Source organism: Arthrobacter sp. AZCC_0090, assembly GCF_014207375.1.
GTDB lineage: Bacteria > Actinomycetota > Actinomycetes > Actinomycetales > Micrococcaceae > Arthrobacter.
In genome coordinates this window covers 297,727-321,324 of record NZ_JACHEE010000005.1, presented here as the reverse complement: position 1 = coordinate 321,324, position 23,598 = coordinate 297,727, and the positions used below count along the sequence as shown (strand labels likewise).

19 protein-coding genes are annotated in these 23,598 nt (G+C 64.0%); 5 read left to right on the top strand and 14 right to left on the bottom strand.

What is annotated here, in order from left to right; all coding sequences use genetic code 11:
- Positions 1-138: 138 nt before the first annotated feature.
- The 5 genes from aroQ to HNP00_RS10705 all read right to left on the bottom strand — a co-directional run bounded on the left by aroQ (position 139) and on the right by HNP00_RS10705 (position 6,302).
- Positions 139-603: a type II 3-dehydroquinate dehydratase gene (aroQ, locus tag HNP00_RS10725; protein ID WP_184738800.1), complete on the bottom strand. Its 465-nt coding sequence runs from the start codon at positions 601-603 to the stop codon at positions 139-141.
- An 80-nt stretch (positions 604-683) separates the two neighbouring features.
- Positions 684-2,873: an alpha-galactosidase gene (locus HNP00_RS10720; RefSeq protein WP_184738885.1), complete on the bottom strand. Its 2,190-nt coding sequence runs from the start codon at positions 2,871-2,873 to the stop codon at positions 684-686.
- A 108-nt stretch (positions 2,874-2,981) separates the two neighbouring features.
- Positions 2,982-4,334, bottom strand: coding sequence for a sugar ABC transporter substrate-binding protein (locus tag HNP00_RS10715; RefSeq protein WP_184738797.1), 1,353 nt, complete (start codon positions 4,332-4,334; stop codon positions 2,982-2,984).
- A gap of 54 nt (positions 4,335-4,388) precedes the next feature.
- A complete protein-coding gene (locus HNP00_RS10710; RefSeq protein ID WP_184738795.1) occupies positions 4,389-5,348 on the bottom strand; it encodes a carbohydrate ABC transporter permease in 960 nt (319 codons plus the stop codon).
- Between the two features lie 12 nt (positions 5,349-5,360).
- Positions 5,361-6,302 (bottom strand): carbohydrate ABC transporter permease, encoded by a 942-nt coding sequence (locus HNP00_RS10705; protein ID WP_184738793.1) that lies wholly within the window; start codon positions 6,300-6,302, stop codon positions 5,361-5,363.
- Between the two features lie 218 nt (positions 6,303-6,520).
- Here HNP00_RS10705 and HNP00_RS10700 point away from each other — a divergent pair, with 218 nt between their 5' ends.
- Positions 6,521-7,723, top strand: coding sequence for a Gfo/Idh/MocA family protein (locus HNP00_RS10700; RefSeq protein WP_184738791.1), 1,203 nt, complete (start codon positions 6,521-6,523; stop codon positions 7,721-7,723).
- A gap of 14 nt (positions 7,724-7,737) precedes the next feature.
- Positions 7,738-8,757: a LacI family DNA-binding transcriptional regulator gene (locus HNP00_RS10695; protein WP_184738789.1), complete on the top strand. Its 1,020-nt coding sequence runs from the start codon at positions 7,738-7,740 to the stop codon at positions 8,755-8,757.
- A gap of 105 nt (positions 8,758-8,862) precedes the next feature.
- Here HNP00_RS10695 and HNP00_RS10690 read toward each other — a convergent pair whose 3' ends face one another.
- The 6 genes from HNP00_RS10690 to acs form a co-directional block, all read right to left on the bottom strand.
- Positions 8,863-9,642 carry a DeoR/GlpR family DNA-binding transcription regulator gene (locus tag HNP00_RS10690; protein ID WP_184738787.1) on the bottom strand — a complete coding sequence of 260 codons (780 nt, stop codon included), beginning with the start codon at positions 9,640-9,642 and terminating at the stop codon, positions 8,863-8,865.
- Between the two features lie 29 nt (positions 9,643-9,671).
- Entirely contained in the window at positions 9,672-11,765 is a 2,094-nt protein-coding gene (locus HNP00_RS10685) for a beta-galactosidase (protein ID WP_184738785.1), read from the bottom strand.
- A gap of 6 nt (positions 11,766-11,771) precedes the next feature.
- A complete protein-coding gene (locus HNP00_RS10680) occupies positions 11,772-12,683 on the bottom strand; it encodes a carbohydrate ABC transporter permease (RefSeq protein ID WP_184738783.1) in 912 nt (303 codons plus the stop codon).
- Entirely contained in the window at positions 12,680-13,684 is a 1,005-nt protein-coding gene (locus HNP00_RS10675) for a carbohydrate ABC transporter permease (protein WP_184738781.1), read from the bottom strand. Before HNP00_RS10675 ends, HNP00_RS10680 begins: the two co-directional genes overlap by 4 nt.
- Before the next feature lie 123 nt (positions 13,685-13,807).
- Positions 13,808-15,124 (bottom strand): ABC transporter substrate-binding protein, encoded by a 1,317-nt coding sequence (locus tag HNP00_RS10670; protein ID WP_184738779.1) that lies wholly within the window; start codon positions 15,122-15,124, stop codon positions 13,808-13,810.
- A gap of 198 nt (positions 15,125-15,322) precedes the next feature.
- Positions 15,323-17,359, bottom strand: a complete 2,037-nt coding sequence (acs, locus tag HNP00_RS10665) for an acetate--CoA ligase (protein WP_184738883.1) — start codon at positions 17,357-17,359, stop codon at positions 15,323-15,325.
- Positions 17,360-17,783: 424 nt separating this feature from the next.
- Between acs and HNP00_RS10660 the strand changes: the two genes are divergently transcribed.
- The 3 genes from HNP00_RS10660 to HNP00_RS10650 are packed head-to-tail and all read left to right on the top strand — an operon-like array spanning position 17,784 to position 20,475.
- Positions 17,784-18,995 (top strand): hypothetical protein, encoded by a 1,212-nt coding sequence (locus tag HNP00_RS10660; protein WP_184738777.1) that lies wholly within the window; start codon positions 17,784-17,786, stop codon positions 18,993-18,995.
- A gap of 11 nt (positions 18,996-19,006) precedes the next feature.
- On the top strand, positions 19,007-19,798 hold the full coding sequence (gene nth, locus HNP00_RS10655) for an endonuclease III (protein ID WP_184738775.1): 792 nt from the start codon (positions 19,007-19,009) through the stop codon (positions 19,796-19,798).
- A complete protein-coding gene (locus HNP00_RS10650; protein WP_184738773.1) occupies positions 19,795-20,475 on the top strand; it encodes a CoA pyrophosphatase in 681 nt (226 codons plus the stop codon). Before nth ends, HNP00_RS10650 begins: the two co-directional genes overlap by 4 nt.
- A 72-nt stretch (positions 20,476-20,547) precedes the next feature.
- On the opposite strand, the gene HNP00_RS10645 is transcribed toward HNP00_RS10650, so the two are convergent.
- From HNP00_RS10645 to HNP00_RS10635, 3 genes are all read right to left on the bottom strand, one after another.
- Positions 20,548-20,748 carry a DUF1508 domain-containing protein gene (locus tag HNP00_RS10645; RefSeq protein WP_184738771.1) on the bottom strand — a complete coding sequence of 67 codons (201 nt, stop codon included), beginning with the start codon at positions 20,746-20,748 and terminating at the stop codon, positions 20,548-20,550.
- Positions 20,749-20,958: 210 nt separating this feature from the next.
- Complete coding sequence (locus tag HNP00_RS10640) at positions 20,959-21,822, bottom strand: CHAD domain-containing protein (RefSeq protein ID WP_184738769.1); 864 nt, start codon at positions 21,820-21,822, stop codon at positions 20,959-20,961.
- 44 nt (positions 21,823-21,866) lie between these two features.
- Complete coding sequence (locus tag HNP00_RS10635; protein WP_184738881.1) at positions 21,867-23,552, bottom strand: bifunctional 3'-5' exonuclease/DNA polymerase; 1,686 nt, start codon at positions 23,550-23,552, stop codon at positions 21,867-21,869.
- Between the last annotated feature and the right edge of the window lie 46 nt (positions 23,553-23,598).

The following is a 23,598-nucleotide window of genomic DNA, read 5'->3' as shown; positions in this document are numbered from 1 at the left end:
AGCGCTGACACTGAGCAGTGGACATAGTGCGTTTATGTCCAGCGTCGGCCGTGAAGAGTGGGCATGTCCCCAAGGGGTGGGTGCTTATGTCCAGCGTCGGCCGTGAAGAGTGGGCATGTCCCGAGTGGCAAGCCTCTTCTAGACCGCTGTGGCGAGGTAGTCGATGGCCAGCTTGTAGCCCTGGACTCCTGCGCCGACGATCACCGCGGAGCAGACGGGGGAGAGGTAGGAGTGGTGCCTGAATTCCTCGCGCTGGTGCACATTGGTGATGTGGACCTCGACGGCGGGAAGCTGCACCGCAGCAAGGGCGTCCCGCAGTGCCACTGAAGTGTGGGTGTACGCGCCCGCGTTAATGACGATCCCGACGGCGGTGCCGCGCGCGCCGTGGATGGCGTCAATGAGGTCACCCTCGTGGTTGGACTGCACGCAATCCACGGTGAAGCCGTGGGCCTCGGCGGCCGCCATGGCGAGCTGTTCGACGTCGGCCAAAGTGGAGGTGCCGTACTTTTCCGGCTCGCGCGTGCCCAGGAGGTTCAGGTTGGGGCCGTTGAGGACGAGGATGGTGCCGCGACCGGCTTCGGTGGCGGTGGGAGCTTCAGTCATGCCTCCCAATCTATCGGTGTGCGCAGCCGGTCCGGCGTTTCTTACGCTGCCGTGGGCTGGTAAGAAACGCCGGACAGCAGCTACGCCGCAGTGACGCGGAGCAAAAGCGCGTGCTCCGGGTTCAGGACGGGCATGGGAAGCCCCACCTCAGACAGGAAGCGGCCGCTCGCCTGCGCGCCGGAGGGTAGCCACGCCGGCGGCTGCACCTGGGTGAACGTGCGGGCGTAGTCGGCGTCGCCGGGGGCCGGGAAAATGGCCTGCACCGTGTAGGAGCGATCGGGGTCGAGGCCCGGAATCGCCACCCGGCCGGGTTGTTCGGCGAACGACGTCCGAGTACTGACGACGGCGAACAGGGCGGACCCGCCGTCGTCGGACACTACGCCGTGGAGCATCAATGAGTCGTCCGGGACGTCTGCGCGGACCATCCTCCCGCTGTGGATGAGCCCGCGGTGTTCCTTGTAGAGGCCGATGAATCGTTTGAGCTCTTCGCGTTCAGCGCCCTGTACCTGACGGACATCCCATTCCATGCCGAAATGCCCAAACAGCGCGGTGATGGCACGGAAGGAGAGATCATGCGTGCGGGCCGTGGTGTGCGAGGTGGTGGGGCCGATGTGCCCACCCACGAGTTCCGGGGGAACCACGACGCCGGTCCACCGCTGGATGGTTTGCCTCTCCAGGGCGTCGTTGCAGTCCGATCCCCAGATCCGGTCGGTCCGCTCAAGGATGCCGAGGTCCACCCGGGCACCGCCGGAGGAGCAGCTTTCGATCTCGACGCCGGGGTGGGCCTTGCGGAGCTCGTCGAACAGCCGGTAGGCGGCGAGAGTCTGCGCATGTACGGAGGCGCGGCCTGCGTGCCCGTGTTCGCTAAGGTCCCGGTTCTGGTCCCACTTGAGGTAGCTGATGTTGTTTTCCCTCAGCAGGGCGTCGATCCGCTCGAAGACATACTGCCAGGCAGCGGGGTTCACGAGGTCGATGATGTGCTGGTGGCGCCATTCCAGGGGGAGGCGGCCGCCGTCCTTGTGGGACAGCGCCGCAGGGCCCACGATCCAATCCGGGTGCGCCCTGGCAACATCGGAGTCCAGGTTGATCATTTCAGGCTCCACCCAGAGCCCGAATTCCATGCCGTGTGAGTTGACGGCCTCGACCAGTGGCGTCAGGCCATCCGGCCAGAGGGTTTCGTCGACGTACCAGTCGCCCAGGCCGGAGTGATCGTCGCGGCGCCCGCGGAACCAGCCGTCGTCGAGCACGAATCGCTCAACACCCAGCTCGGCAGCGGATTCCGCGAGCTCGATCAGGGTGTCCAACTTGTGGTCGAAGTACACGGCTTCCCAGGTGTTGAGGACCACGGGGCGCGGCTTGCCGGCGGGCAGTCCGGTGGAAGCAGCGGGAAGGACGTGATGCGGGCGGGACCGGAACCAGCTATAGAAGGCCTCGCTGATGCCGTCCAGGCCGCGGTCCGAGTAGGCCGCGAAAAGGGCGGGCGTGGTGTAGCTCTGGCCCGGCTGGAGGACCACTTCGGCCGGTCCCAGGAGTTCCGAGCCGCCGATCATGGTGCGGCCATCGGCCACGGTGTCGGCGAACTGTTCGTGGTTGCCGCTCCAGGCCAGGTGGGTGGCCCAGACCTTCCCGTGGCGATTGCCGAATCCGGCGGTTCCCGCGGCGAAAAGCAGTGAGGAGTCGTGTCCTGTGCGGCCGTGGCGTCCCGTGCGTACCCACGTGCCTTGCTGGACGGGGTGGCGCTGTGGGTGTCGTTCGCGGCACCAGCGTCCGGTGAGGTCAAGGAGTTCGACGGCGTCCGGTCCCACCGGGAGGACGGTGGCCAGTTCGTCGAGCTGGAAAAGGGACGTGCCGTCGTTGACGGCTGTGTGGCGAAGCTCAAGGAGCCCGCCGGTGTGAAGCATCAGGGTGGACGTCACCGTGATTTCGGCGTCGGGATCTTTCTGGACAATCACTGCAGAGGCGACGGCGGAACTGGCGTCAGCCTGTACGTCCGCCACACGAAGCCGGAGCGAAAAGTCCAGGCCAGGAACGCCGTCGGCGATCCTCTGGCCGCGCAGCCCTGGGCGACCCTGCCATGCGGAGGAGCCTTGCGGAAGAAGCGCGGCCGGGACAGTGGCGTCGACGGCGGAGTGGGGGATGGGTTCGCCCAGGATGGCGAGGTCCGGAAGGGCTTCGCCGAGATCGGCGCCCCAGTGGATGACCTCTGCCTCTCCGCTGTTGAAACTGACCACCAGGCTTGTGCCGGTGGAACGGAGGTAGAGCGGGTCCATGAGCTGGTTCACTTTCGAAGAGTTGTTGCGTAAGGAGCGGTGGAGAGTCCGGGCGCCGCCGTCAAAGGAGTGAAGCGGCGGCGCCCGGACTGGTTCCGGGGACTGGTGTTACTTGAAGAGGCTGTTGACCTGGTTGTTGGCGTCGGACAGGGAGCTGGCGGGCTTCTTGCCGCTGAGCACTGCGTCCATTGCGGGCTTCATGATGCCGTCAACTTTGGCAGCCTTGTCCGCGATGGGGAAGAGGAACGTGGTGCCGTCCTTGACTTGGGTGGTGAAGGCGGAGACATCTACACCCTTGGCCGCGAAAGCCTTGGCGGCCAGGTCCGAGGAGGTGGAGATAGCCGGGAAGACCACTGCCTTGTTGGCGACGACGTCTTGGCAGGCGGAGGAACCGAGGTATTCAACCCACTTGGTGGCTGCGGCGGGGTTCTTGGTGCCGGCCCAGATGGAGTCCGCCAGGCCGTTGAACATGGACGCCCGTTTGCCGCTGGGGCCCACCGGAGTGGGGGCGATGGCAGTCTTGATGCCCTTGTAGCTGGTGTACTGGCCGATCATCCATGAGCCGCTGGTGTTGATTGCAGCCTTGCCGGCGCCGAAGTTGTCCGAGACGCTGGCGCCTACCGTCGTTTCAAGTTTGGGCATGTAGCCCTTGTCCGCGAGTCCGGCCCACCAGGCGATGGTCTCCTGGAACTTGGGGTCGTCGTAGTTGAACTTGCTGGCCCACGGGTTCTTGTCCGTGGCGGTCCAGCCGGTGGTGGCGGCCAGGAAGCTCCACTGGGTCTGGCCCTGCCCGGAACCGGAGGACTCCAGGCCCAGGCCGTAGACGGCCACATTGTTCTTGTCGAAGCCGGCTTCGTCTCCGCGCTTGCCGTTCTTATCCAGGGTCAGGTGGGCGATGGTCTTTTCGTAGCTGCCACCGTCCTTGGGATTCCAGTCCAACTTGGCCATTTGCTCGGCCGTGATGCCGGCGGAATCTGTCATGGCCTTGTTGTAGAAGAGGCTGATGGTGTCCCAGTCCTTGGGAAGGCCGTAGCGCTTGCCGTCCTGGCCCACCCAGAGATCGGCCAGGCCCTTGTTGTAGCTGTCCAGCTTGACACCGTCTTTTGCCACGGCGTCGTCGAGGGCCAGCAGTTGCTTCTTGGAAGCGAACTCCGGGTACTTGGAAAGGTGGTCGGTGAAGACATCAGGGGCGGTGCCGGACACGAATCCGTTGGTCAGGGTGGTCCAGTAGTCGTCCCAGCCGCGCTGGGTGATCTTGACCGTGATATTCGGATTGGCCTTGGTGAAGTCGCTCGCGCACTGCTGGTAGGCCGGGAGCTGGTTGGCATCCCACAGCCAGTAGTTGATCTCGCCCTTGGCCTCGCTGGAGGCAGGGGCGGAGCCGCCACAAGCGGAGAGTGATAGCGCGGCTGCGGCAGCTACGGCGACGGCAGCTGCGACGGTGCCGATGGATTTCTTCATGGTGGACCTTTCAGGGGTTGCGATAGAACGGGGCGGGTGCTGCTGGAGGAAGAACTATTTGATGCCGGAGAAGCCGATGGAGTTGACTACTTTCTTGCCGAAGGCGATGAAGAGGATCAGGACGGGCAGCGCTGCCACGAGCGTGGCGGCCATGAGCCCGCTCCAGTCCGGTGCTCCCTGCGGGGATTGGGACTTGAAGACGCCCAGGCCCACGGTGAGGACGCGGACACTTTCGTCCTGGCCCACCAGGAGCGGCCAGAAGTACTCGTTCCATTGACCGATGAAGGTCAGCAGCGCGAGGGTGGCGAGGGGCGCCGCGGCGTTGGGGATCACGATCTGGAAGAAGATCCGGAGGTGCTTGGCGCCGTCGAGCATGGCTGCCTCTTCCACTTCGCGGGACATGCTCAGGAAGAACTGGCGCAGGAAGAAAATGGCGAATGGAGTCATGAACATGAAGGGCAATGCCAGCCCCGCGAAGGTGTTGAGCAGGCCGAGGTTCTTGATCATCAGGAAGTTGGGCAGGGCTGTGAAGATCGGCGGGACCATCATGGTGGCCAGGAAGATTGCGAAGACCTTGTTCCGGCCCGGCCAGCGCAGCCTGGAAAAGGCGTAGGCGGCCATCGCGCTGAAGAACACCTGGCCTGCGGTGGTCAGGGTGGCGAAGATGATCGAGTTGCGCAGGTAGAGCCAGAAGTTGATGTCCGCGCCGGAGCCGCCTTCGGCGATGGCTTGCTCGGGGCTTTGCAGCCCGAAGACTCGCTGGAAGGCACCCCAGCTGAAGTCCGCAGGGAGGAGATTGCCGGCGTTGGAGGCCAGCGAGTGATTGCTGGATAGGGCCGTCCGGAGCATCCAGAGGAACGGGGCGATGGTGACCACGACGGCGATCACCACGAGGACCCAGGCGCCGGTGCGGCGCCAGTTGACGGGTTTAGTGCCGGGGCGGCGGGACTGCGGGGAGCCGACGACGGCGGCAGCGGACTCGCGCGTACGGCGGGAATTGGTGGAGGTACTCATGGCGGGGTTTCCTTAGTCCAGGTCCGTCTCGTTGCCTTTGAGGAACTTCATCTGGATGAAGGCCACCAGGGCGAGAATGATGAAGAGAATCACGGACAGCGCCGAGGCGTAGCCGAAGTCCGACTCGCCGAAGGCCTTCTGGTAGATGTACATCTGGATGACGCGGGAGGCGTTGACCGGTCCGCCGCCAGTGGTCACGGCGACCGTGTCGAAGACTTGGAACGAACCAATGACGGTGACCACCAGGACAAGGACCAAGACGGGGCGCAGGAGCGGCATGGTGATGCTCCAGAACGTCCGGGTGGGGGACGCGCCGTCAAGGTTGGCTACCTCGTAGACGTGGTTGGGGATGGACTGAAGACCTGCAAAAATCAGCAGGGCTGTGTAGCCCATGTGCCGCCAGACATTGACGAAGGCGATGGTGGGGATGGCCCACTGTTCACTGCCGAAGAATGCGATGCGGGGCAGGCCCATCCAGCTGATGATCTCGTTGACGATGCCCAGTTGGTAGTCGAGCATCCAGAACCAGAGCAGAGCGACGATCACGTTGGCCACCAGGAACGGGAGCAGCAGCGCGCCGCGGATGAACGTCGATTTGGCCACGCGGTGCATGAGGAGTGCGAGTCCGATGGCGATGACGGTCTGGAAACCGATGTTCAGAGCCACGTACTGAACGGTGACGGCCATGGCGTTCCAGAACAGATCGTCGCTGAATATCGAAGTGTAGTTCTTGATGCCGATCCAGGTGGGATCGCCCAAGATGCTGTACTCGGTGAAGCTGAGGTAGATGCCCCGGATGGTGGGGACGAGGAAAAAGAGAACGAAACCGATCATCGCCGGGAAGATGAAGAGCAATGCGATCTTCAGGTCACCGATCCGTCGGATGCCGAACCTGGATGGTTTGCCCGATTGGGGAGGTGCGGCGGGCTCCGCATGTTTGGCAAGGATGGTCATCTTCGACCCTTTCCTGACTGTGATGTGGGTTACAACTGATGGAAATCTACACGAGTAGATCTGGAGGGTCAAGGGGTTTTGTTAAGTTTTGTTCGATTATTTTGGATTTATTGCGTTTTGTTGACTCGAGTAGATCCTAGTGATTCACTGGTCTGGACCCCTCGCCGGGCCTCTTCCGGCGCAGCGAGAAGCCACCCACACAAATCGAAGGGCTAACAATGACGTTTTCAATGGGAGTAGTAGGACTTGGCCAGTTTGGCGGCCAATTTGCCCACCTCTTCAAGCTCCACCCGGGGGTTTCCGCGGTCTACGCCGTGGACGAGCTCCCTGAACGGGCAGCCAAGGCCGTAGAGCAATTGGGCTTGGACGGATCAATGGGCAGCTTCGACGAGTTGCTGGCCTCCGACGTCGACGCCGTCGCCATCTTCACGCAGCGCTGGACGCACGGGCCGTTGGTGATCAAGGCGCTGCGCGCCGGAAAGCACGTCTACTCTGCGGTGCCAATGGCCGTTTCGGAAGAGGAAATCGGGAACATCATCGACGCCGTGCGTGAGACCAAGCTTGTCTATGCCATGGGGGAGACCAGCTACTACAACCCCGCCACTGTCTATGCCCGCGAGCAGCACGCCGCCGGCAAGTTCGGCCGCATCTTCTACACCGAAGGTGACTATGTCCACGACATGGACCTGGGTTTCTACGAGGCCTACCAGTACAGCGGCGGCGAAAACTGGAAGGAAACCGCCAGCTACCCGCCCATGCTGTACCCTACGCACGCCATTGGTGGCGTCCTGGGTGCCGTGCCTGGACATGCCGTGAGCGTCAGCTGCATCGGCGTCAAGGACGATCGCGGCGACGGCGTCTTCGACAAGGAAGTCAGCATGTTCGACAATGACTTCTCCAACGCCACGGCGCTGTTCGAAATGAACGACGGCGGCGTGATGCGGACCAACGAGATGCGCCGCGTGGGCTACCCCTCGCACATCCGCGAATCGCGCTTCCGCTTCTTCGGCACGGAGGCCAGCTTCGAGCAGTTGGCCACCACCACGCTGTGGCAGGACAAAAAGGGTGTCCTGGACGTCTCGGACCAGGTGGAGACCAAGCCGAGCATGTCGGCGGATGACCCCTCGTTGGCGGACGTCGCGCCCGAACTTCGCGGCGCGTTCATCTCCGGCCTCGCTCCGGTGCACGACGCCGGGCGGCTGCCTGCGGAATTCCACGGAGCCCCCACGGGTCACGAAGGAAGCCACCAGTTCCTGGTGGATGACTTCGTCACAGCCGTGAACAAGGGAAGCCTCCCACCGGTCAACGCCTGGGTGGCGGCCCGCTTCACGCTTCCGGGCGTCGTGGCACACGAGTCTGCCCTCCGGGGCGGCGAACGGCTCCCCATCAGGGACTTTGGAGATGCCCCCGAGGCTTTGTAGCTAGCATGATCACCATGACTACTTCGGCAGTGCACACCCCGCGCGGACCCGTGACCCGCAAAGACGTGGCCCGGTACGCCGGGGTGAGCACCGCCGTCGTGAGCTATGTGGTGAACGGTGGTCCCAAGAAAGTGGCGCCGGCGACGGAAGCGAAGGTCCAGGACGCCATCCGGATCCTGGGGTACAGGCCGAATGCCGCCGCGCGCGCACTCAAAATGGGGTCCAACCAAACCCTCGGCCTCGTGATTCCGGACTCCAGCAATCCGTTCTGGGCGCTGCTGGGACACGCCGTGGAAGTGGCCGCAGCCGAGCGCGGATATGCCCTGTTGTTGACGAATTCCGACAACAAGCTGGACTCCGAACGCCGCCACATCCGAAACCTCGCCGCGCGGCAGGTAGATGGAGTGGTCCTGGCAAGCGTCATGTTTGAACCCGATTTACTGGAGCTTTTCGGCGCGGAAATCCCCTCGGTCCTGTTGAACCATGCCTCGGTTGCTCCCGGATTCAACAGCGTAGGCGTGGACCTTGAAGCCGGAGCCCGCCTGGCCGTGGAACATTTGATCGGCCACGGCCACACCAACATCGGACTCGCCATGGGCATCACGGCCGACAACGAGGCCGATGGGCGCGAGGAGGGGTGGCGGCGGGCGCTGGAAGCTGCCGGACTCCCTGTTGGGCCGCTCGCCCGCGGCGGGTTCGACCGCCCTGGGGGCTACGCCGCCGGACAACGCCTCCTGACCGCGGACAACCGCCCGACGGCGATCTTCGCCAGCTCCGATATGCAGGCAATCGGGCTCCTCCGGGCAATCCGCGAGGCCGGCCTGTCCGTTCCGGACGATGTCGCCGTGGCGGCCTTCGACGGTTCGATCGAGGCCGAGTACAGCTGGCCGGCCCTGACCACCGTGGAGCAGCCCGTGTGGGAGATGGCAGAGGCGGCAGTATCCGCGCTGGTGGGTGAAACCCGCAACGAACCCCCGCAGCACAGGGTCTTCCCCACCCAGCTCCGCATCCGGCAATCGTGCGGGTGCCCGTAGCGCGGTGCCTGCCCAACTAACTCGCATTAGGTGTCGTTTTCGGGGCTGATAACGACAACAAGTGCGAGTCAGTTGGGTTCCGGGCAGGGAACTCGGGCCGGCCCCTTAGGCCTTTGCGATCCTCAGCTTCCCGACGCCTTCAGCGAGGATGCGCCGGGCATCCTCGCCGAGATGCGAGTCCGTCACGAGCACGTCGGCCTCTTCCAGCTGGGCAATCGAGGCGATGCCCACTGTTCCCCATTTGCTGTGGTCCGCCAAGACCACCACGTTGCGGGCCGCGCTGATGAAGGCCCGGTTGGTTTCGGCTTCCTGCAGGTTCGGGGTAGTGAACCCTGCGTCTGCATCCATGCCGTGGACGCCCAGGAACAGTGTGTCGAGGTGCAGCTGCTTCAGCGCGGCCGTGGCGATGGGACCCACCAAAGCGTCCGACGGCGTGCGCTCACCACCGGTCACGATGACCGGGAAACCCTGACGGGAACCCGAGGCATTGTGGAACAGATCCGCAATCCTGATGGAGTTCGTCACCACCGTGATCCGCGGGCCGTCGAGGAGTTCCTTGGCGAGCTCGTAGGTGGTGGTTCCGGCGCTCAGGCCAACAGCCATGCCTTCGTGGACCAGGGTGGCGGCCTCGACGGCGATCGCATGCTTTTCCTCGATCAGCTGCGTGGACTTCAGCTCGAAGCCGGGCTCGTGGGTCCGGGCGTCGCCGGGTATCTTGGCCCCGCCATGGATGCGCTCCACAAGTCCTGATTCCTCAAGCGACTCGATATCGCGCCGAACGGTCATGGCGGAGACGCCCAGCTGTTGCGCGAGATCCGAGACTCGGACAACCCGTTCGCGCTGGACGGCGTCGACTATGGCGGTGTGGCGCGCTGCCTGAAGCATCGGAGCCTTTCTGGAGGGTTGGCGGTGGGTTAGGCGGGAGCTGCGACGACCGCGACGCCCCCGGCAGTAAGGTTTAGCGTACCTCCGGTGGGGGTTCCGCTCAGGAGCTCGACGCCGTCGAGCGGCACGTCCACGTCCTGGGCGCTGTGGTTGATGACGAAAGTCCAGTCCTTGCTGCCGTTGCTCCTGCGGACGATTTCCACGTCCTCCGGCGGCTGAACGCCCAGGACCGGCTCCACCCCCGCGTCTGAGCAAAGCAGCTGGACCAATTCGGCCAGCCCTGCGCGGCCCAGACTCGTGGCGACGTAGTACGCGGCGCCGCGTCCGGTCGATCCCGCCCGGCGGGTCACCGCGGGAGAGCCACCGACGCCGGACGCGCCCCGGCTGCCTATCGCCGTGCCGTCGAGCGCTGTGCCGCCGTCGAGCGGGCCGCCGTCGAACGTGGCGAGAACCTCAGCGCCGGTCGCCTTCCCGAGCTCGCTCCACAGCGTCCCGGAGCCGAACTGGCTCAAGCCCACCGTGTCTCCGGAACGCAAGGGGAAGAATTCCTCCATGCTCACGCCCAGCAGTTCGGAGAACGCTCCTGGGTAGCCGCCGCCGTTGACCGGGTCCATCCGGATGTGGTCGTTCTGGTCAACGATTCCGGAGAAATAGGTGATCACCAGGGTTCCACCGGATTCGACGTACTCGTGGAGCTTCGCGGCGCCCTCATTGGTGACGAGATACAGCATGGGCGCGATCACCAGCTTGTAGCCGGAAAGGTCATCGGTGCTTTGCCTGATGTCCGTGGTGACGCCGGCGCGGTAGAGGGCATCGTGCCAGCGCCGCGTTTCGGGGAGGTTCCGGGCATCCTCGCTGGGGTGCGAGTCCAGTTCGGTGCCCCAGCGGGCGTCGGTGTCGTGGATGATGCAGGCCTCGGCCTGGACCGTGGAGCCGGCCACCTCCGAAATGCTCTCGAGAGCCCGGCCCAGCTCCACCACTTCGCGCCACACCTTGCTGTCGCGGCCAGCGTGGGGGACCAGCCCGGAGTGGTATTTCTCGGCGCCGGCTCGGGACGCCCGCCACTGGAAGAACAGCACGCCGTCGGTTCCGCGGGCCACATGCTGCAGGGAGTTGCGGAGCATTTCACCCGGCGCCTTGGCAATGTTGCGGGGCTGCCAGTTGACCGCTGACGTGGAGTGTTCCATCAACAGCCACGGCTTGCCTTGCGCCCACCCGCGGGTGAGGTCCGCCGTCATGGCCAGGTCCTGGAAGTTCCGCTCGTCGGCGGCAATCAGATAGTGGTCATTGGACACAACGTCCATGTGTCCGGACCAGCGCCAATAGTCCACTGGAGCGCTCAAACCCATGTTGAAGCCCATGAAATTAGTGGTCACGGGGTGCTTGGAATGCGCCCGGATGATGTCCGCCTCGGCCTTGAAGCACTCAAGGAGCGCATCCGAAGAGAATCTTGCGAAGTCCAGTTGCTGGGTGGGGTTCACCCAGGTTCCCGAGCGGCGCGGCGGGAGGATCTCGGCCCAGTCGTAGTAGTGCTGTGACCAGAACGCCGTACCCCACGCCTCGTTGAGCGCCTCGAGGTTCCCGTACCTGTCTTGGAGCCACTTCTGGAAGCCACGCTCCGCATGCGGACCGAAGTCCGGTTGGTTGTGGCAGCCGTACTCGTTGTGGACATGCCACATCACGACGGCGGGGTGCCCGGCGTAGCGCTGCACGATCGCCGTCGTCAGGGCTGCTGCCGCCCGGCGATAGTCCGGGGAGCACGCAGCGAAGGCCTGGCGAGAACCGTAGCTTTGCCGCACGCCGTCGGCATCCACCGGGAGCGAATCGGGGTACTTGCGGCTGAACCACGGCGGGGGAGAGGCGCTCGCATTGGCGAGGTCAACGCAGATGCCGTTGGCGCGAAGGAGCTCAAGGACCCTGTCCAGCCAGCCGAACTCGTAACGGCCTTCCTCCGGCTCCAGTAGTGCCCAGCTGAAGATCCCGACGCTCACCAGGTTCACGCCGGCTTCCTTCATGAGCGCGACGTCGTGTTTCCAGACCTCTTCGGGCCATTGTTCGGGGTTGTAGTCCCCGCCGAAGGCGATCCGGCCGCCCAGCTTGTCGACGATGTAATCCATGGCCATGCGTTTTTATCCTTTGCTGGAACCGAGCGTCAGGCCGGCTACGAATTGCCGCTGCAGCGCGAGGTAGATGATCAGGGTGGGTATCAGGGTGATCATGGCGCCCGCGGCAATCAGGTTGTAATTGCTGAGGAACTGGCCCTGGAGGTTGTTGATGGCGGTGGTGATGGGCAAGCGGTCTCCACTTTGGATGAAGAGCAACGGCCAGAAGAAATCGTTGTAGATGAAGATGACTTCCAGGGTGCCAAGCGCTGCGAGGGCGGGCCGGCACAGCGGAAGGATGATGTTCCAGTACTGCCGCCAGATTCCGGCCCCGTCCACCAACGCGGCCTCCGTGAGGTCGGACGAGAGTGCCTTCATGTAGTTGGAAAGCACGAAGGTGCAGAAACCGATCTGGAAGGCCGTGTCCACGGCGATCACGGAAATGTAGGTATTGAGCAGGTTGCCGGAATCGCTGAAAGAGTACGGGAGCGAGAGATGCTTGAACATTTCGAACAACGGGGCTGCGAGGACCTGCGGTGGCAGGAGGTTGCCCGCGGTGAACATGATCAGCAGCGTGATGTTGAATTTCCAGTTCACCCTGGAGACGGCGAACGCCATCATCGAGGCAAAGAACAAGGTCAGGAGCACCGCCGGGACAGTGATGAGCACGGAGTTCAAGAGATACTTCGAGAATCCGCCTTGGGTCCAAGCTTGGATGAAGTTGTCGAAGCTGAAGCTGCCACCAAAACTGAAGTAGCCGTACTTGTCCGTGTCGGCTTTGGGGCGCAAGGCGGTGTACAGGGACCAGCCGAGCGGAATCAGCCACATCACTGCCATGACGGTCAGGAAGATGTGGGTTCCGTAGTGGCGCTTGCCGGAGTTCCGCGACACGGCCGCGGCTCCTGCTGTGCTGGGGATGGGGTTGGCGAGGGTGCTCATGCCTTGCTCTCCTTGCCGAAGGTGCGGATGAGGTAGAAGACGATGGGAATCAGCGAAATGACCAGGAGGATGACCGCGAGGGCGGAGCCGACGCCGATTACTTGGCCTTCACCGACGAGGTTCTGGATTACGAGGGCGCTGATCAGTTCAAGGCCGTTGGTTCCTCGATTGATGATGTACACAATGTCAAAGGCACGCAGCGACTCGATGATGGTGATCACCACGATCACGATGTTGACCGGGCGCATGGCCGGGAAAACGACGCGGAAGAACGTCTGCACGGCGTTGGCGCCGTCAATCGACGCGGCCTCCCGCAGGGACGGGTCCACACCCTTGAGCCCGGCCAAGTACAGGAGCATGACGTACCCGGCATGACGCCAGGTAGCTGCGACCATGGCTGCCCAGATATTGACGTTGGAGTCTCCGAACCAGTCGACGGCCCGCGGAGTGCCGGCCGTGCCGAGGAGGTAGTTGAGCAAGCCGCTGTCGCGGTTATAGAACAGTTGCCAGATCACGCCGATGAGGGCCAGGGACAGCATGACGGGTGTGAAGAAGATGCTTTGGTAGATCTTGCTGCCACGGATTTTCTGGTCCAGGAGCACAGCCAGCAGCAGTCCGAGAGGTGTTGCGATCAGGGCCAGGAAGACCAGCCACAGAATGTTGTGCTGCATGGCGGGCCAGAATGGGGGATAGTCCTGGACCACGAAGCGGTAGTTGTCCGTTCCGGCGGGCTTGATGTCCTTGAGGTCCAAGCCGTTCCAACGGGTGAAGCTCAGCGCGATGGAAAAGAGCGTGGGCAGCCAGACCAGCAGCAGCTGGATCAGGGTAGGCAAACCCACCATGATTGCGAGGACGAACTTGTCACGCCGCGTGAGGCGGCGGACTTTGCCTGCCTTGCCCGGCCGTCTCCCGGCGCCAGAGTGGCCCTTGCCGGCCGTGGTTCGCCCGGCAGCGCCGGGCTCGCTGTCCGGTGCAGCCGGTTTTTCGGCGGTAGTACTCATGGGGATTCCTTCAGTTTGCAAAAGGTGGCCCGACGACGGCGGGCGGTACCGCCGTCGTCGTTCCTTTCCTTGGGATGCCGATGCGCTTGGCCTGCGAAGCAGGTCGCGGCGCTGACACGACAACTACTGGGCGGCGTAAAGCGTCTTGGCCTGCGCTTCAAGGTTCTTGACGTCCACGGTGCCGTCCTTGATGAAGGACTGGAGTGCGGGGATCATCACGTTGTTGGCCATGGCGGGAAGGGCGTCGCGGTCCAGGAACTGGCTGATGTACTTGGCGTTGGCGATGGTGTCTGCGCACTTCTTGTTCAGCGGGCTGAACTTTGACGTGTCGGCGCCCTTGACGGTGGCGATGTTGGAGGTGTCAACGGCAGCGTAGGCGTTCTGGCCCTCGGCGGAACCCATGAAGGCAAGGAAATCGTGGGCTGCCTTGTTGTCGCCGCCCTTCTTGGACAGGAGCAAGCCGTCGATGGGGGCCTCGACGGCGTCCGTGCCTTCCACGGCGATTTCCGGGAACGGGAAGAAATCGATGTCGGCCAGCACCGCGGGATCGGTGAACTGCTGGGTCACGAAGGAGCCCAGCAGGTACATCCCGGTCTTCTTGGCTTCGAGGGCCTTCGCGGCGTCCTGCCAGGTCTGGCCGAGGGCATTGGGGTCTTGGAAGGGCAGGAGGGCCTTCCAAGTGTCGAAGACATCGCTGACCTTCTTCTGGTCCCAGCTTTCCTTGTGCGCTGTCAGGTCAATGTGGAATTGGTAGCCGTTGAGGCGCATGTTGATGTAGTCGAACGTGCCCATGGCCGGCCAGCCGTCCTTGTCCGCGAAGCCGATGGGGATGATGCCGTCGGACTTCATCTTGGTGGCCAGGGTCTTCAGCTCGTCGAACGTCTTGGGGACTGCGTAGCCCTTTTCGGCCCAGAAGCTCTTCCGGTAGAAGAAACCCCAGGGGTAGTTGTAGTTGGGGACCAGGTACATCTTGCCGTCCGGCCCGGTGGAGGCCTTCTTCATGGCGTCCGAGAAGTTGCTGCCAATGGTTGCCCATACATCGTCCACCGGGGCCAGGAGTCCCTTTCCGGCGTAGTACTGCATGCGGTAGCCGGCGAACCAGGTGAAGGCATCGTCCGGACTGCCTTGGAGGTAGGAGTTGATCTTGTTCTGGAAGTCGTTGTGCGGGACGACGTTGGTGGCCACGGTGACGCCGGTCTTCTTGGTGAAGGCATCGGTGACGGCTTTGTAGGCGTTCTTGGGCACGTCGTCCGAAGAGCCGGAGCCGAAGGTGAGGCTGTTCGATGAGGCTCCCGGAGCGGGGCCGGAGCCGCCCGTGCAAGCAGCCAGCAGCGGAATGCCAGCCAGGCCGGCGGCACCGATACCGAGCGTCTTCAGGATGGTGCGGCGTCCAGGCCCAGCGTTGTGCGCCGACTGGAACGGGTCAAGATTCGCTGCCATGTTCTCTCCCTTGAAAAGCGTGGTGCTTGTGAGTTATCTCACGTAGAACTCGACTATAACCGCTCAAAAGAGAACATGAAAGAACTAAATATAACATTCTTGCGACGGTGGGTTTCATGACAAAGGCGGCGGTCCTCGTGGGAGGGGACCGCCGCTTTTGCGTGGTGGCTTGTCGCCGTGCGTCGCTTGGCGAAGTGCCTACTTCTTCAGGGACTCCGCGATCTGGGCCATGATCGTGGGGTCGGACAAAGTGGTGGCGTCGCCTACTTCGCGGCCTTCTGCGACGTCCTTGAGGAGGCGGCGCATGATCTTGCCGGACCGGGTTTTGGGCAGTTCGGGGACCACGAGGATGTGCTTGGGTTTGGCGATGGGGCCGATTTCCTTGCCAACGTGGTTGCGCAGTTCCAGGACGGTGGCGTCGCCGTCGTTCGCGGCATCCCCACGCAGGATGACGAACGCGACCACGGACTGGCCCGTGGTTTCGTCGGCGGCTCCGACGACCGCGGCCTCAGCCACGGACGGGTGGGACACCAACGCTGACTCGATTTCGGTGGTGGAGAGCCGGTGCCCGGAGACGTTCATGACATCGTCAACGCGACCCAGGAGCCACACGTCCCCGTCTTCGTCCTTCTTGGCGCCGTCCCCGGCGAAGTACATGCCCTCGAAACGGGACCAGTAGGTGTCCTTGAACCGCTCCGGGTCCCCCCAAATGCCGCGCAGCATGGCGGGCCAGGGTTCGCGGACCACGAGGTAGCCGCCGTGGCCGTCCGGGACGGATTCGCCTGCCTCGTCCACGACGTCGATTGCGATGCCCGGCAACGGGACCTGTGCGGAGCCCGGTTTGGTTGCGGTGACGCCGGGCAGCGGTGCGATCATCTGGGCGCCGGTTTCGGTCTGCCACCAGGTGTCCACGATCGGTGCGGGGTGTTCCTTCTTCTCGCCGTTCTTGCCGGCATTGCCGCCGATGACCTCGCGGTACCACATCCAGGCCTCGGGGTTGATGGGTTCACCCACGGAACCGAGGACCCGGATCGAGGACAGATCGTACTTGGCCGGGATGTCTCGGCCCCACTTCATGAAGGTCCGGATAGCGGTGGGGGCCGTGTAGAGGATGGAGACCTTGTACTTTTCCACGATTTCCCACCAGCGGCCCTGGTGCGGGGAATCCGGGGTGCCTTCGTACATGACCTGGGTGGCGCCGTTGATAAGCGGGGCATAGGCGACGTAGGAGTGGCCGGTGACCCATCCGACGTCGGCGGTGCACCAGAACACGTCCGTCTCCGGGTGCAGGTCGAAGACCGCCCTGTGCGTGTACGCGGTCTGGGTCAGGTAGCCGCCGGTGGTGTGCAGGATGCCTTTGGGCTTGCCCGTGGTCCCGGAGGTGTAGAGGATGAACAACGGGTGCTCGGAGTCGTGCCCGACGGCGGTGTGTTCCGTTGAGGCTGCCCCGACAGCTTCGTCCCACCACTGGTCCCGGCCCTGGACCCAGTCCACGGATTCCCCGTTGCGCTTGACCACCACGACGTTCCGGACGGAATGGCCTGGTGCGGACAAGGCTTGGTCCACGGCGGGCTTGAGTGGGCTGGGCTTGCCGCGGCGGTAGGTACCGTCCGCGGTGACCACGAGCTTGGCCTCGGCGTCATCGATCCTGGAGCGCAGCGCGTCGGCGGAGAAGCCGCCGAACACCACGGAGTGCACGGCCCCGATCCGGGCACAGGCCAGCATGGTGATCACGGCTTCGGGGATCATGGGCAGGTACACGGCCACGCGGTCACCCTTGGCCACGCCCAGGGACTCAAAGGCATTCGCAGCCTTCTTCACCTCCTCGGTCAGCTGCGCGTACGTGTAGCTCCGGCTATCCCCGGGCTCGCCCTCGAAATAGATCGCCACCCTGTCCCCGAGCCCGTTCTCCACGTGCCGGTCCAGGGCGTTGTACGCAGCGTTGACCTCGCCGCCGACGAACCACTTGGCGAACGGCGGGTTGGACCAGTCCAGGGCCTCGGTGAAGTCCTTGTCCCACGTGAGGAGTTCGCGTGCTTGCTTGGCCCAGAATGCGGGGCGGTCCGCATTTGCTTCCGCATAGACCTCGGCGCCGACTACTGCGTTGGCGGCAAATTCAGCGGTGGGCGCGAACTTCCGGTTCTCGTGGAGAAGGTTTTCGAGGGCGTCGCCGTTGCGTATCCCGTCAGGTGCGGGTGCAGCGGTGGTCGTCGATCCATTGGCGTCCTGGGACATGTGAACCTCATCATTCATCGATCTCTGCTGCGCGGGTCCCGTGGCGGTCCGCCCGACCCAAACGCGCCAAGCATGCACGGCGTTGGGCTGCGGCGCCTCACGGGATTCCGCAAGAGCTTTTCCGGAACCCACCTTAGCGTTTTGCGCCGACAACAAGTGTCTGCGGTCACACTCCGGACCGTGAACGGCGTCTGATTCGCGCCGAACGGCTCCGACGTTCTCAGGGTAGCTCCAAAAACGGGGAGATGACGCGGCAGCCTCCGAGTCTCCGCGCATGTGCCAGCTAGTGGACTGTGAGAAGGGTGGCATAGGCTGAAGAGGTCTCGAGACGCGAAAGACCTGGTGCCCCCGCCTGGCCCGAAAACACTGGGTGCAGCCTTGGGCGGCAGCGTCCCGGGCACCGCCGTACAAAGGAGATTTGCACATGAACCAGACGAGCCAAGGTCCGAAATACGGTGCGCTGGCGCCCGGATCGGCCCCCGAAGCAGCTGGAGCCGGGGCGCCAGAGCCCGGAAGCAAGACCTCCCCGAAGTACCAAGCTGTACTGGGTCCTTTCACCATCCGGGACTTGACTGTTTTCGGTTCCACTTTGCTGATGTTTGTAGGTTCCCTCCTGCCGATGTTCGGCGGAGGGTACAACCTGTGGAACCTGGGCAACCTCTTTTTCCTCGCCTTGGGCATCATTCTTCCCTTGGTAGTGACGGCTTTGTTCGTCGCACGGCGCCTGCAACCGGGGAATGTTGTGAGAATCGGTTCGCTTTCGATCGACCAGTTCGCTTCCGTGGTGGCGTCGTTCGCGGTGACCATGTTCTTCCTCTCCACGGCGGGCGCGTTTACTGTTTTCGCGCTCGTGGGCCTGATCGGATCGGTGGGCCTTCTCGCTGCGACGGTCCTGGCACCGCATTTGCCGGTGCTCCGCGAGGACTTCAAGGACCGGGCCGAACAGCCCGCGCACGTTGTGGCCAGGGAACCGGCCATCCCGTCCCGCAAGCCCGTTGCGCCGAAGCCCGTGGTGCCCAAGCCCGAAGCCTCTCCTGACGCTTCCGCGCCGGCAAGTACGCTGCCCGCCACTCCGGTGACCGCCCCCGCGGCAGCACCCGCCGCCGTCGTACCTGCCGAGCCCGCCGAGCCCGCCGAGCCCGCCGAGCCTACCGAAGTTGCGGAAGGCGACGCCGTGAAGCCGCGGGAAGCGCAGGCGGCAACCCCCGCAGAGCCCCAGCACACTGCTGCCGCCACTATGGCGACGCCGCTCGTCGGAGGCGCGGACACCGGAACCGCCACCCAACACATTGGGACAGTTAACAAGGCAAACGCGGAGAACCAACCCGACACGGAGCAACCTCATCTCGAACAGACCAATCTCGAGCAGACCAGGGCGCATCAGATCATCGGGGCAACCGTAGATCCGGCGACGCGAAGGGGCGACGATGAGGAACACGGAGGGTACGAGGCCTTCTGGTTCGCCGTGGCCCATCCACGTGCCGTGGTCGACGAGCACACAGGAACCCCCGTCTTCACTATCGAACCGGGCGCCTGGGTCCTGGCCCTTGAGGACCGCGGCGAGGAATTCCTGGTGCAGGATACCGATGGCAAAGTGGGCGTCCTGCGCGATCTCAGCCACATCGAACGCGGCTAGCCAGGCCCTCTGTGGACACCATCGTCGAAACCCCGCTGGCTTTGAAGCGGCGTGCGCGCAAAATCAACAAGGCACTCGCCGAGCTCTATCCCTACGCCCACGCGGAGCTTGATTTCCGGAACCCCTTTGAACTGGTGGTGGCCACCGTGCTGTCCGCCCAGACCACCGATGTGCTGGTCAACCAGGTCACCAAAATCCTGTTTGCACGCTACCCGGATGCCCGGAGGATGGCCGAGGCCGAGCCTGCGGAGCTGGAGGCGATCCTGCAACCGACCGGTTTCTTCCGCGCCAAAGCGAAGAACGTCCTGGCCCTCAGCACACGCTTGGTGGACGAGTTCGACGGCGAGGTCCCCGGCAGGCTGGAAGATTTGGTGACGCTCCCCGGCGTCGGGCGTAAAACTGCGAACGTGGTGCTCGGCAACGCTTTCGGCGTCCCGGGAATCACCGTGGACACGCATTTTGGCAGGCTGGCGCGCAGGTTTGGGTGGACGACGTCCGAGGATCCGGTGAAGATCGAGTTCGACGTCGCCGAACTTTTCGAGCCCAAGGACTGGACCATGCTGTCCCACCGGGTGGTTTTCCACGGTCGGAGGGTCTGCCATGCGCGCAGGCCGGCGTGCGGAGCGTGTCCGGTGGCCAATTGGTGTCCCAGCTACGGTGAAGGCGAGACCGATCCCGTCAAAGCCGCGAAGCTGCTCAAATACGAACTGGCGCCCGGCAACGAAGCGCTTTTGGCAAAGCTGCTCGCCGAGACCCACCGTGCTGCGGAGATCCGGATGGAATCGCAAAGGAGACCGCGATGACCGCGCTCGAAGACCTAGTAAGTCTCATCACCAAGATTGATTCCGGCCTGCATGCAGGCCCCGACCCGCGGATTGCCGCCGCAGCGGTGGATCCGGACAAGGCGCGAAAAGCGGCCGTGCTCATGCTCTTCGGCGTCTTGGACGATGTCCCCGCGGCGTCGGGGAAACCTGTGGCCCCCGCCGACTTGGATGTCTTGCTCCTGGAACGCGCGCACACCCTGGACGATCATCCGGGACAGGTGGCGTTCCCTGGCGGCAGCATCGATCCAGGGGATGAGTCTGCCGTAGCGGCAGCGCTCCGGGAGGCAGTAGAGGAGACCGGCTTGGACAGTGGAGGCGTACAGGTACTGGGGGTCATGCCGGAACTCGGACTGATTCGCAGCAATTTCGTCGTCACGCCCGTCTTGGCATGGTGGGCATCGCCCTCGCCCGTCCGCGTTGTGGACTACGCCGAGTCGGCGCAAGTGTTCCGTGTCCCGGTGCGGGATCTCCTGGACCCCGATAATCGCTACACGGGGACGCTCACCAGACTTGGCCGGACTTTCTCGAGTCCTGTCTTCAAGGTCAACGGACTAGTGGTCTGGGGTTTCACCGGGATGGTGCTCAGCGGCCTTTTCGACGCCTTGGGGTGGACGGTTCCGTGGGACGCGGAGCGCCTGCTTGAGATAGAGATTTAGCCTCGCGCCGTAGGCGCGCCGCCGGCCGCCCCGCACCGGCGCCGCTGATCCGCCGAGCGCCGCTGACTCGCGCTACGCTGCGCGTCGGGCTGTTTTTGAGTAATCCACGACGATGCCCGTGGCGGCATTTTCACGTACCGCGTTGATGCCGGCGACCACAGCTTTCAGGTGCTTGAACTGCGGAGACTCCGCCACAAGCGTTCCGTCGGCTGCGGTCAGCCGGAATCGGTAGCCGTCTTCGCCGTCCTTGAGAATTTCGAATCGTCCAGCCATCCTTGCTGTTCCCCCTTGTTTGCTGCCCGCACAGTGAGTGCGTCCTTGCACTGTGGCGTCCCTCACTTCGGTCCGCCGTGAACGAGCCTATCCGGAAGGTCGGGGAGGGTTGAAGTTACTTCGGGGTACATTACTTGGCAGGGTCATGCCAAGTTCGTTTCCGCCATATGACTCGCTTTCGGACCTGCCGGGGGTCTATGGTTCCGGACTTCAGAAGATCAGCGCTCGCCTCGGGGCCGGCACTGGGTATTCCGCCATCGCCATCCGGAATTCCTCCTCCGCGTTGAGTCGCCGTCGGGATTCCATTGCCTCCAGCCTTTGGGCATCTTCCGCGTCGACGCCTGGAGTGTTTGCCAGTTCCCTGATCCAGTCTCCGGCCACGACGGCGTCGTGTTGCTCGCCCAGCAATCGTTGCAGGCCAATCGCCGGTTGGATCACTCCGGCAGCGTGGTGGCTGAAGGCGTCCGCAACTGACTCCGCGGAGTACCGGAGGCACTTGACGTCTTTGCGGGCTTGGTGGAGCGCGGCGTTGCGCACGTCCGGGTCGCCACTGCCCGCTTCCTCCGCGAGGCTGTGCTGCAGCCGCTCCCACTGTACTTGGAGGCGCTCCGCAAGGTCCGCCGTCGGGGGCTTGTATTCCTTGGCGTCGGGGGCTTCCAGTAACGCTGCCCTTGCAGCCCGCACCGTCCGCTTGCTGCGCTTGCGCACGCCCAGGGCAGTCGCCAGCCGGGAGCTGGACGATTCCAGCTCCTCAACGGCCAGCCGCAAGGACTCGGGAGCATTCCATGAATCCTTCGTGTCAAGAGAGAGCCGTATTCTCTGGGCCAGGACATAAGCATCCCGGGACTCACCCAGGGACGTTGCCAGCCACTTGACTTCCTCGCGGGCCGGCCGGGGGAGCTCCGGGACCAAGCCGCGATAGCAATTGAGGACGGAACGGAGCCGGCGAATCGCGAGCCTGGCGTTGTGCACGGCTTCCGGGTCAGCCGCCCCGATCAAGGGCAATTGGCCCTCCAGCTCGGTCAGCTGGAACGCGATGTATGCGGCCAGTAGCGTCCGGCCTTTGCTTCCCACGGGGCAATCGTCCTCCGCTGTTGAGCCGGGGGCAATAGCGGTGCCTACTTCGCCTTGTCGTACGAATCGACGACGGCGATACTCACCGGAAATTCAACCGGAACCCGCCCGAACAGCAGCTCCTTCGCAGCAGCGGCGGCCTCCTCGATGGCACTGATGCAGGCATCCACCGACTCGAGGGGGGCATGAACCATGACTTCGTCGTGCAGGAAGAACACCAATTCCCCGGCGGGCAGGCCCTTGGCACGCACAGTGCGCAACCGCCGTCGAAGTTCGGCAAGCCAGCACGATGCCCAGTCCGCTGCGGAACCTTGCACCACAAAGTTCCGCGTGAAACGTCCCCGTGACCGGGCGATGCCGTCCGCTCGCCTCTGCTCTTCCGCCGTCGTGGACTGCTGGCTGCGGATCCAGCGTTCCGACGGCGGCGGGCTGCTGCGGCCCAACCTGGAGGTCACGGTCCGGCCGGCTTCGCCGTCTCGGGCTGCCTGTTCGACGAAGCCGACTGCTCGCGGGTAGGTGCGGGCCAGCTGGGGCATAAGCCGCCCTGATTCGCCCGTGGTGGCGCCGTAAATTGCACCCAGCAACGCGATCTTGGCCTTCGCCCGGTCACCACCGAAGCCTTGCGCGGCGATGCCGGCGTACAGGTCCTTGTCCCGCGCAGCCTCGGCCATCTTCGAATCCTGAGCAAGGGCGACCAGAACCCGCGGCTCAAGCTGCGAGGCGTCGGCGACGATCAACTTGTGGCCCGGGTCGGCATGCACTGCGCCCCGGATTTGGCGGGGAATCTGCAAAGCCCCGCCTCCCCGGGAAGCCCAACGGCCGGACACCACGCCACCCACCACGTACTCGGGACGGAACCTGCCTTCGCTCACCCACGCGTCCAGCCAGGACCAGCCATTGGCCGTGAACAAGCGGGAGAGCTTCTTGTATTCCAGGAGGGGTCCGATGGCCGGGTGCTTTGATTCCTTGAGTTCCCATTGGCGCGTTGTCTTCACTTCGATGCCATTCCGGTGCAGGGCGCGCATGAGGTCCTGGGGTGAATCCGGGTTCAGCCGGGGAGTCTGGAGGATCCCGCGAAGCTCGTTGCAGAGCGCCTCGAGCCGGGCTGGACGGTGGCCGGCCAGAGGACGGGGCCCGAGGTGGCCTTCGAGGATTTCTTCGTGCAGTGTCTCCTGCCATGGCACACCCGTGAACTGCATTTCCGCGGCAATCATGGCGCCGGCGGATTCCGCTGCAACCAAGAGTTTCAGGCGATGCTGGCGGCCTTCTTCCGTGGAAGCCTGGCCAAGCGCGTGCTGCTGGGCCGCGAACTCGGTACGTATGTCGTCGAGGCCGGGCTGTGCGCTACGCGGGACAATGTGGTCAAAGAGCGCGCCTTGCTCGGCGGGGGCCGGGGGAGGCTGGAGGATGCGCGGAATTTCATCGTCCTGTGTGAGCTTTTCGGCGCTGCGGGCGTAGTCAGTGTGTGCCGTGAATTCCGAGTGGGCCAGGATGGCGCGGCTGAGTGTGAGGTCATGGCACCGTTCCAGCTCCACTCCGGCCTGGAGCATCGCCGGGTACCAATCCTGCGTCCGGTTCCAGACCCAGCGCGGCCGCCTCTTTTCCAGCCCGCCCACGACGCCGGGAAGATCGGCTTTGCTCACGACGCTCGGCTCTGCCAGGGCTGCTCCAGCCGCATTGGTTTCCTGAATAGCTGCGCCGTCTGGATGGGCGGCGAGCAGCAGGTACATGATCACCATTCTGCCTTGCGGTTCCGCTGAAACTTGCACTTCGCGG

Coding starts and splice junctions, on each gene's coding strand:
- aroQ (WP_184738800.1), bottom strand. CDS start 603: ATGACTGAAGCTCCCACCGCCACCGAAGCCGGTCGCGGCACCATCCTC.
- HNP00_RS10720 (WP_184738885.1), bottom strand. CDS start 2,873: ATGGACCCGCTCTACCTCCGTTCCACCGGCACAAGCCTGGTGGTCAGT.
- HNP00_RS10715 (WP_184738797.1), bottom strand. CDS start 4,334: ATGAAGAAATCCATCGGCACCGTCGCAGCTGCCGTCGCCGTAGCTGCC.
- HNP00_RS10710 (WP_184738795.1), bottom strand. CDS start 5,348: ATGAGTACCTCCACCAATTCCCGCCGTACGCGCGAGTCCGCTGCCGCC.
- HNP00_RS10705 (WP_184738793.1), bottom strand. CDS start 6,302: ATGACCATCCTTGCCAAACATGCGGAGCCCGCCGCACCTCCCCAATCG.
- HNP00_RS10700 (WP_184738791.1), top strand. CDS start 6,521: ATGACGTTTTCAATGGGAGTAGTAGGACTTGGCCAGTTTGGCGGCCAA.
- HNP00_RS10695 (WP_184738789.1), top strand. CDS start 7,738: ATGACTACTTCGGCAGTGCACACCCCGCGCGGACCCGTGACCCGCAAA.
- HNP00_RS10690 (WP_184738787.1), bottom strand. CDS start 9,642: ATGCTTCAGGCAGCGCGCCACACCGCCATAGTCGACGCCGTCCAGCGC.
- HNP00_RS10685 (WP_184738785.1), bottom strand. CDS start 11,765: ATGGCCATGGATTACATCGTCGACAAGCTGGGCGGCCGGATCGCCTTC.
- HNP00_RS10680 (WP_184738783.1), bottom strand. CDS start 12,683: ATGAGCACCCTCGCCAACCCCATCCCCAGCACAGCAGGAGCCGCGGCC.
- HNP00_RS10675 (WP_184738781.1), bottom strand. CDS start 13,684: ATGAGTACTACCGCCGAAAAACCGGCTGCACCGGACAGCGAGCCCGGC.
- HNP00_RS10670 (WP_184738779.1), bottom strand. CDS start 15,124: ATGGCAGCGAATCTTGACCCGTTCCAGTCGGCGCACAACGCTGGGCCT.
- acs (WP_184738883.1), bottom strand. CDS start 17,359: ATGTCCCAGGACGCCAATGGATCGACGACCACCGCTGCACCCGCACCT.
- HNP00_RS10660 (WP_184738777.1), top strand. CDS start 17,784: ATGAACCAGACGAGCCAAGGTCCGAAATACGGTGCGCTGGCGCCCGGA.
- HNP00_RS10650 (WP_184738773.1), top strand. CDS start 19,795: ATGACCGCGCTCGAAGACCTAGTAAGTCTCATCACCAAGATTGATTCC.
- HNP00_RS10645 (WP_184738771.1), bottom strand. CDS start 20,748: ATGGCTGGACGATTCGAAATTCTCAAGGACGGCGAAGACGGCTACCGA.
- HNP00_RS10635 (WP_184738881.1), bottom strand. CDS start 23,552: ATGTACCTGCTGCTCGCCGCCCATCCAGACGGCGCAGCTATTCAGGAA.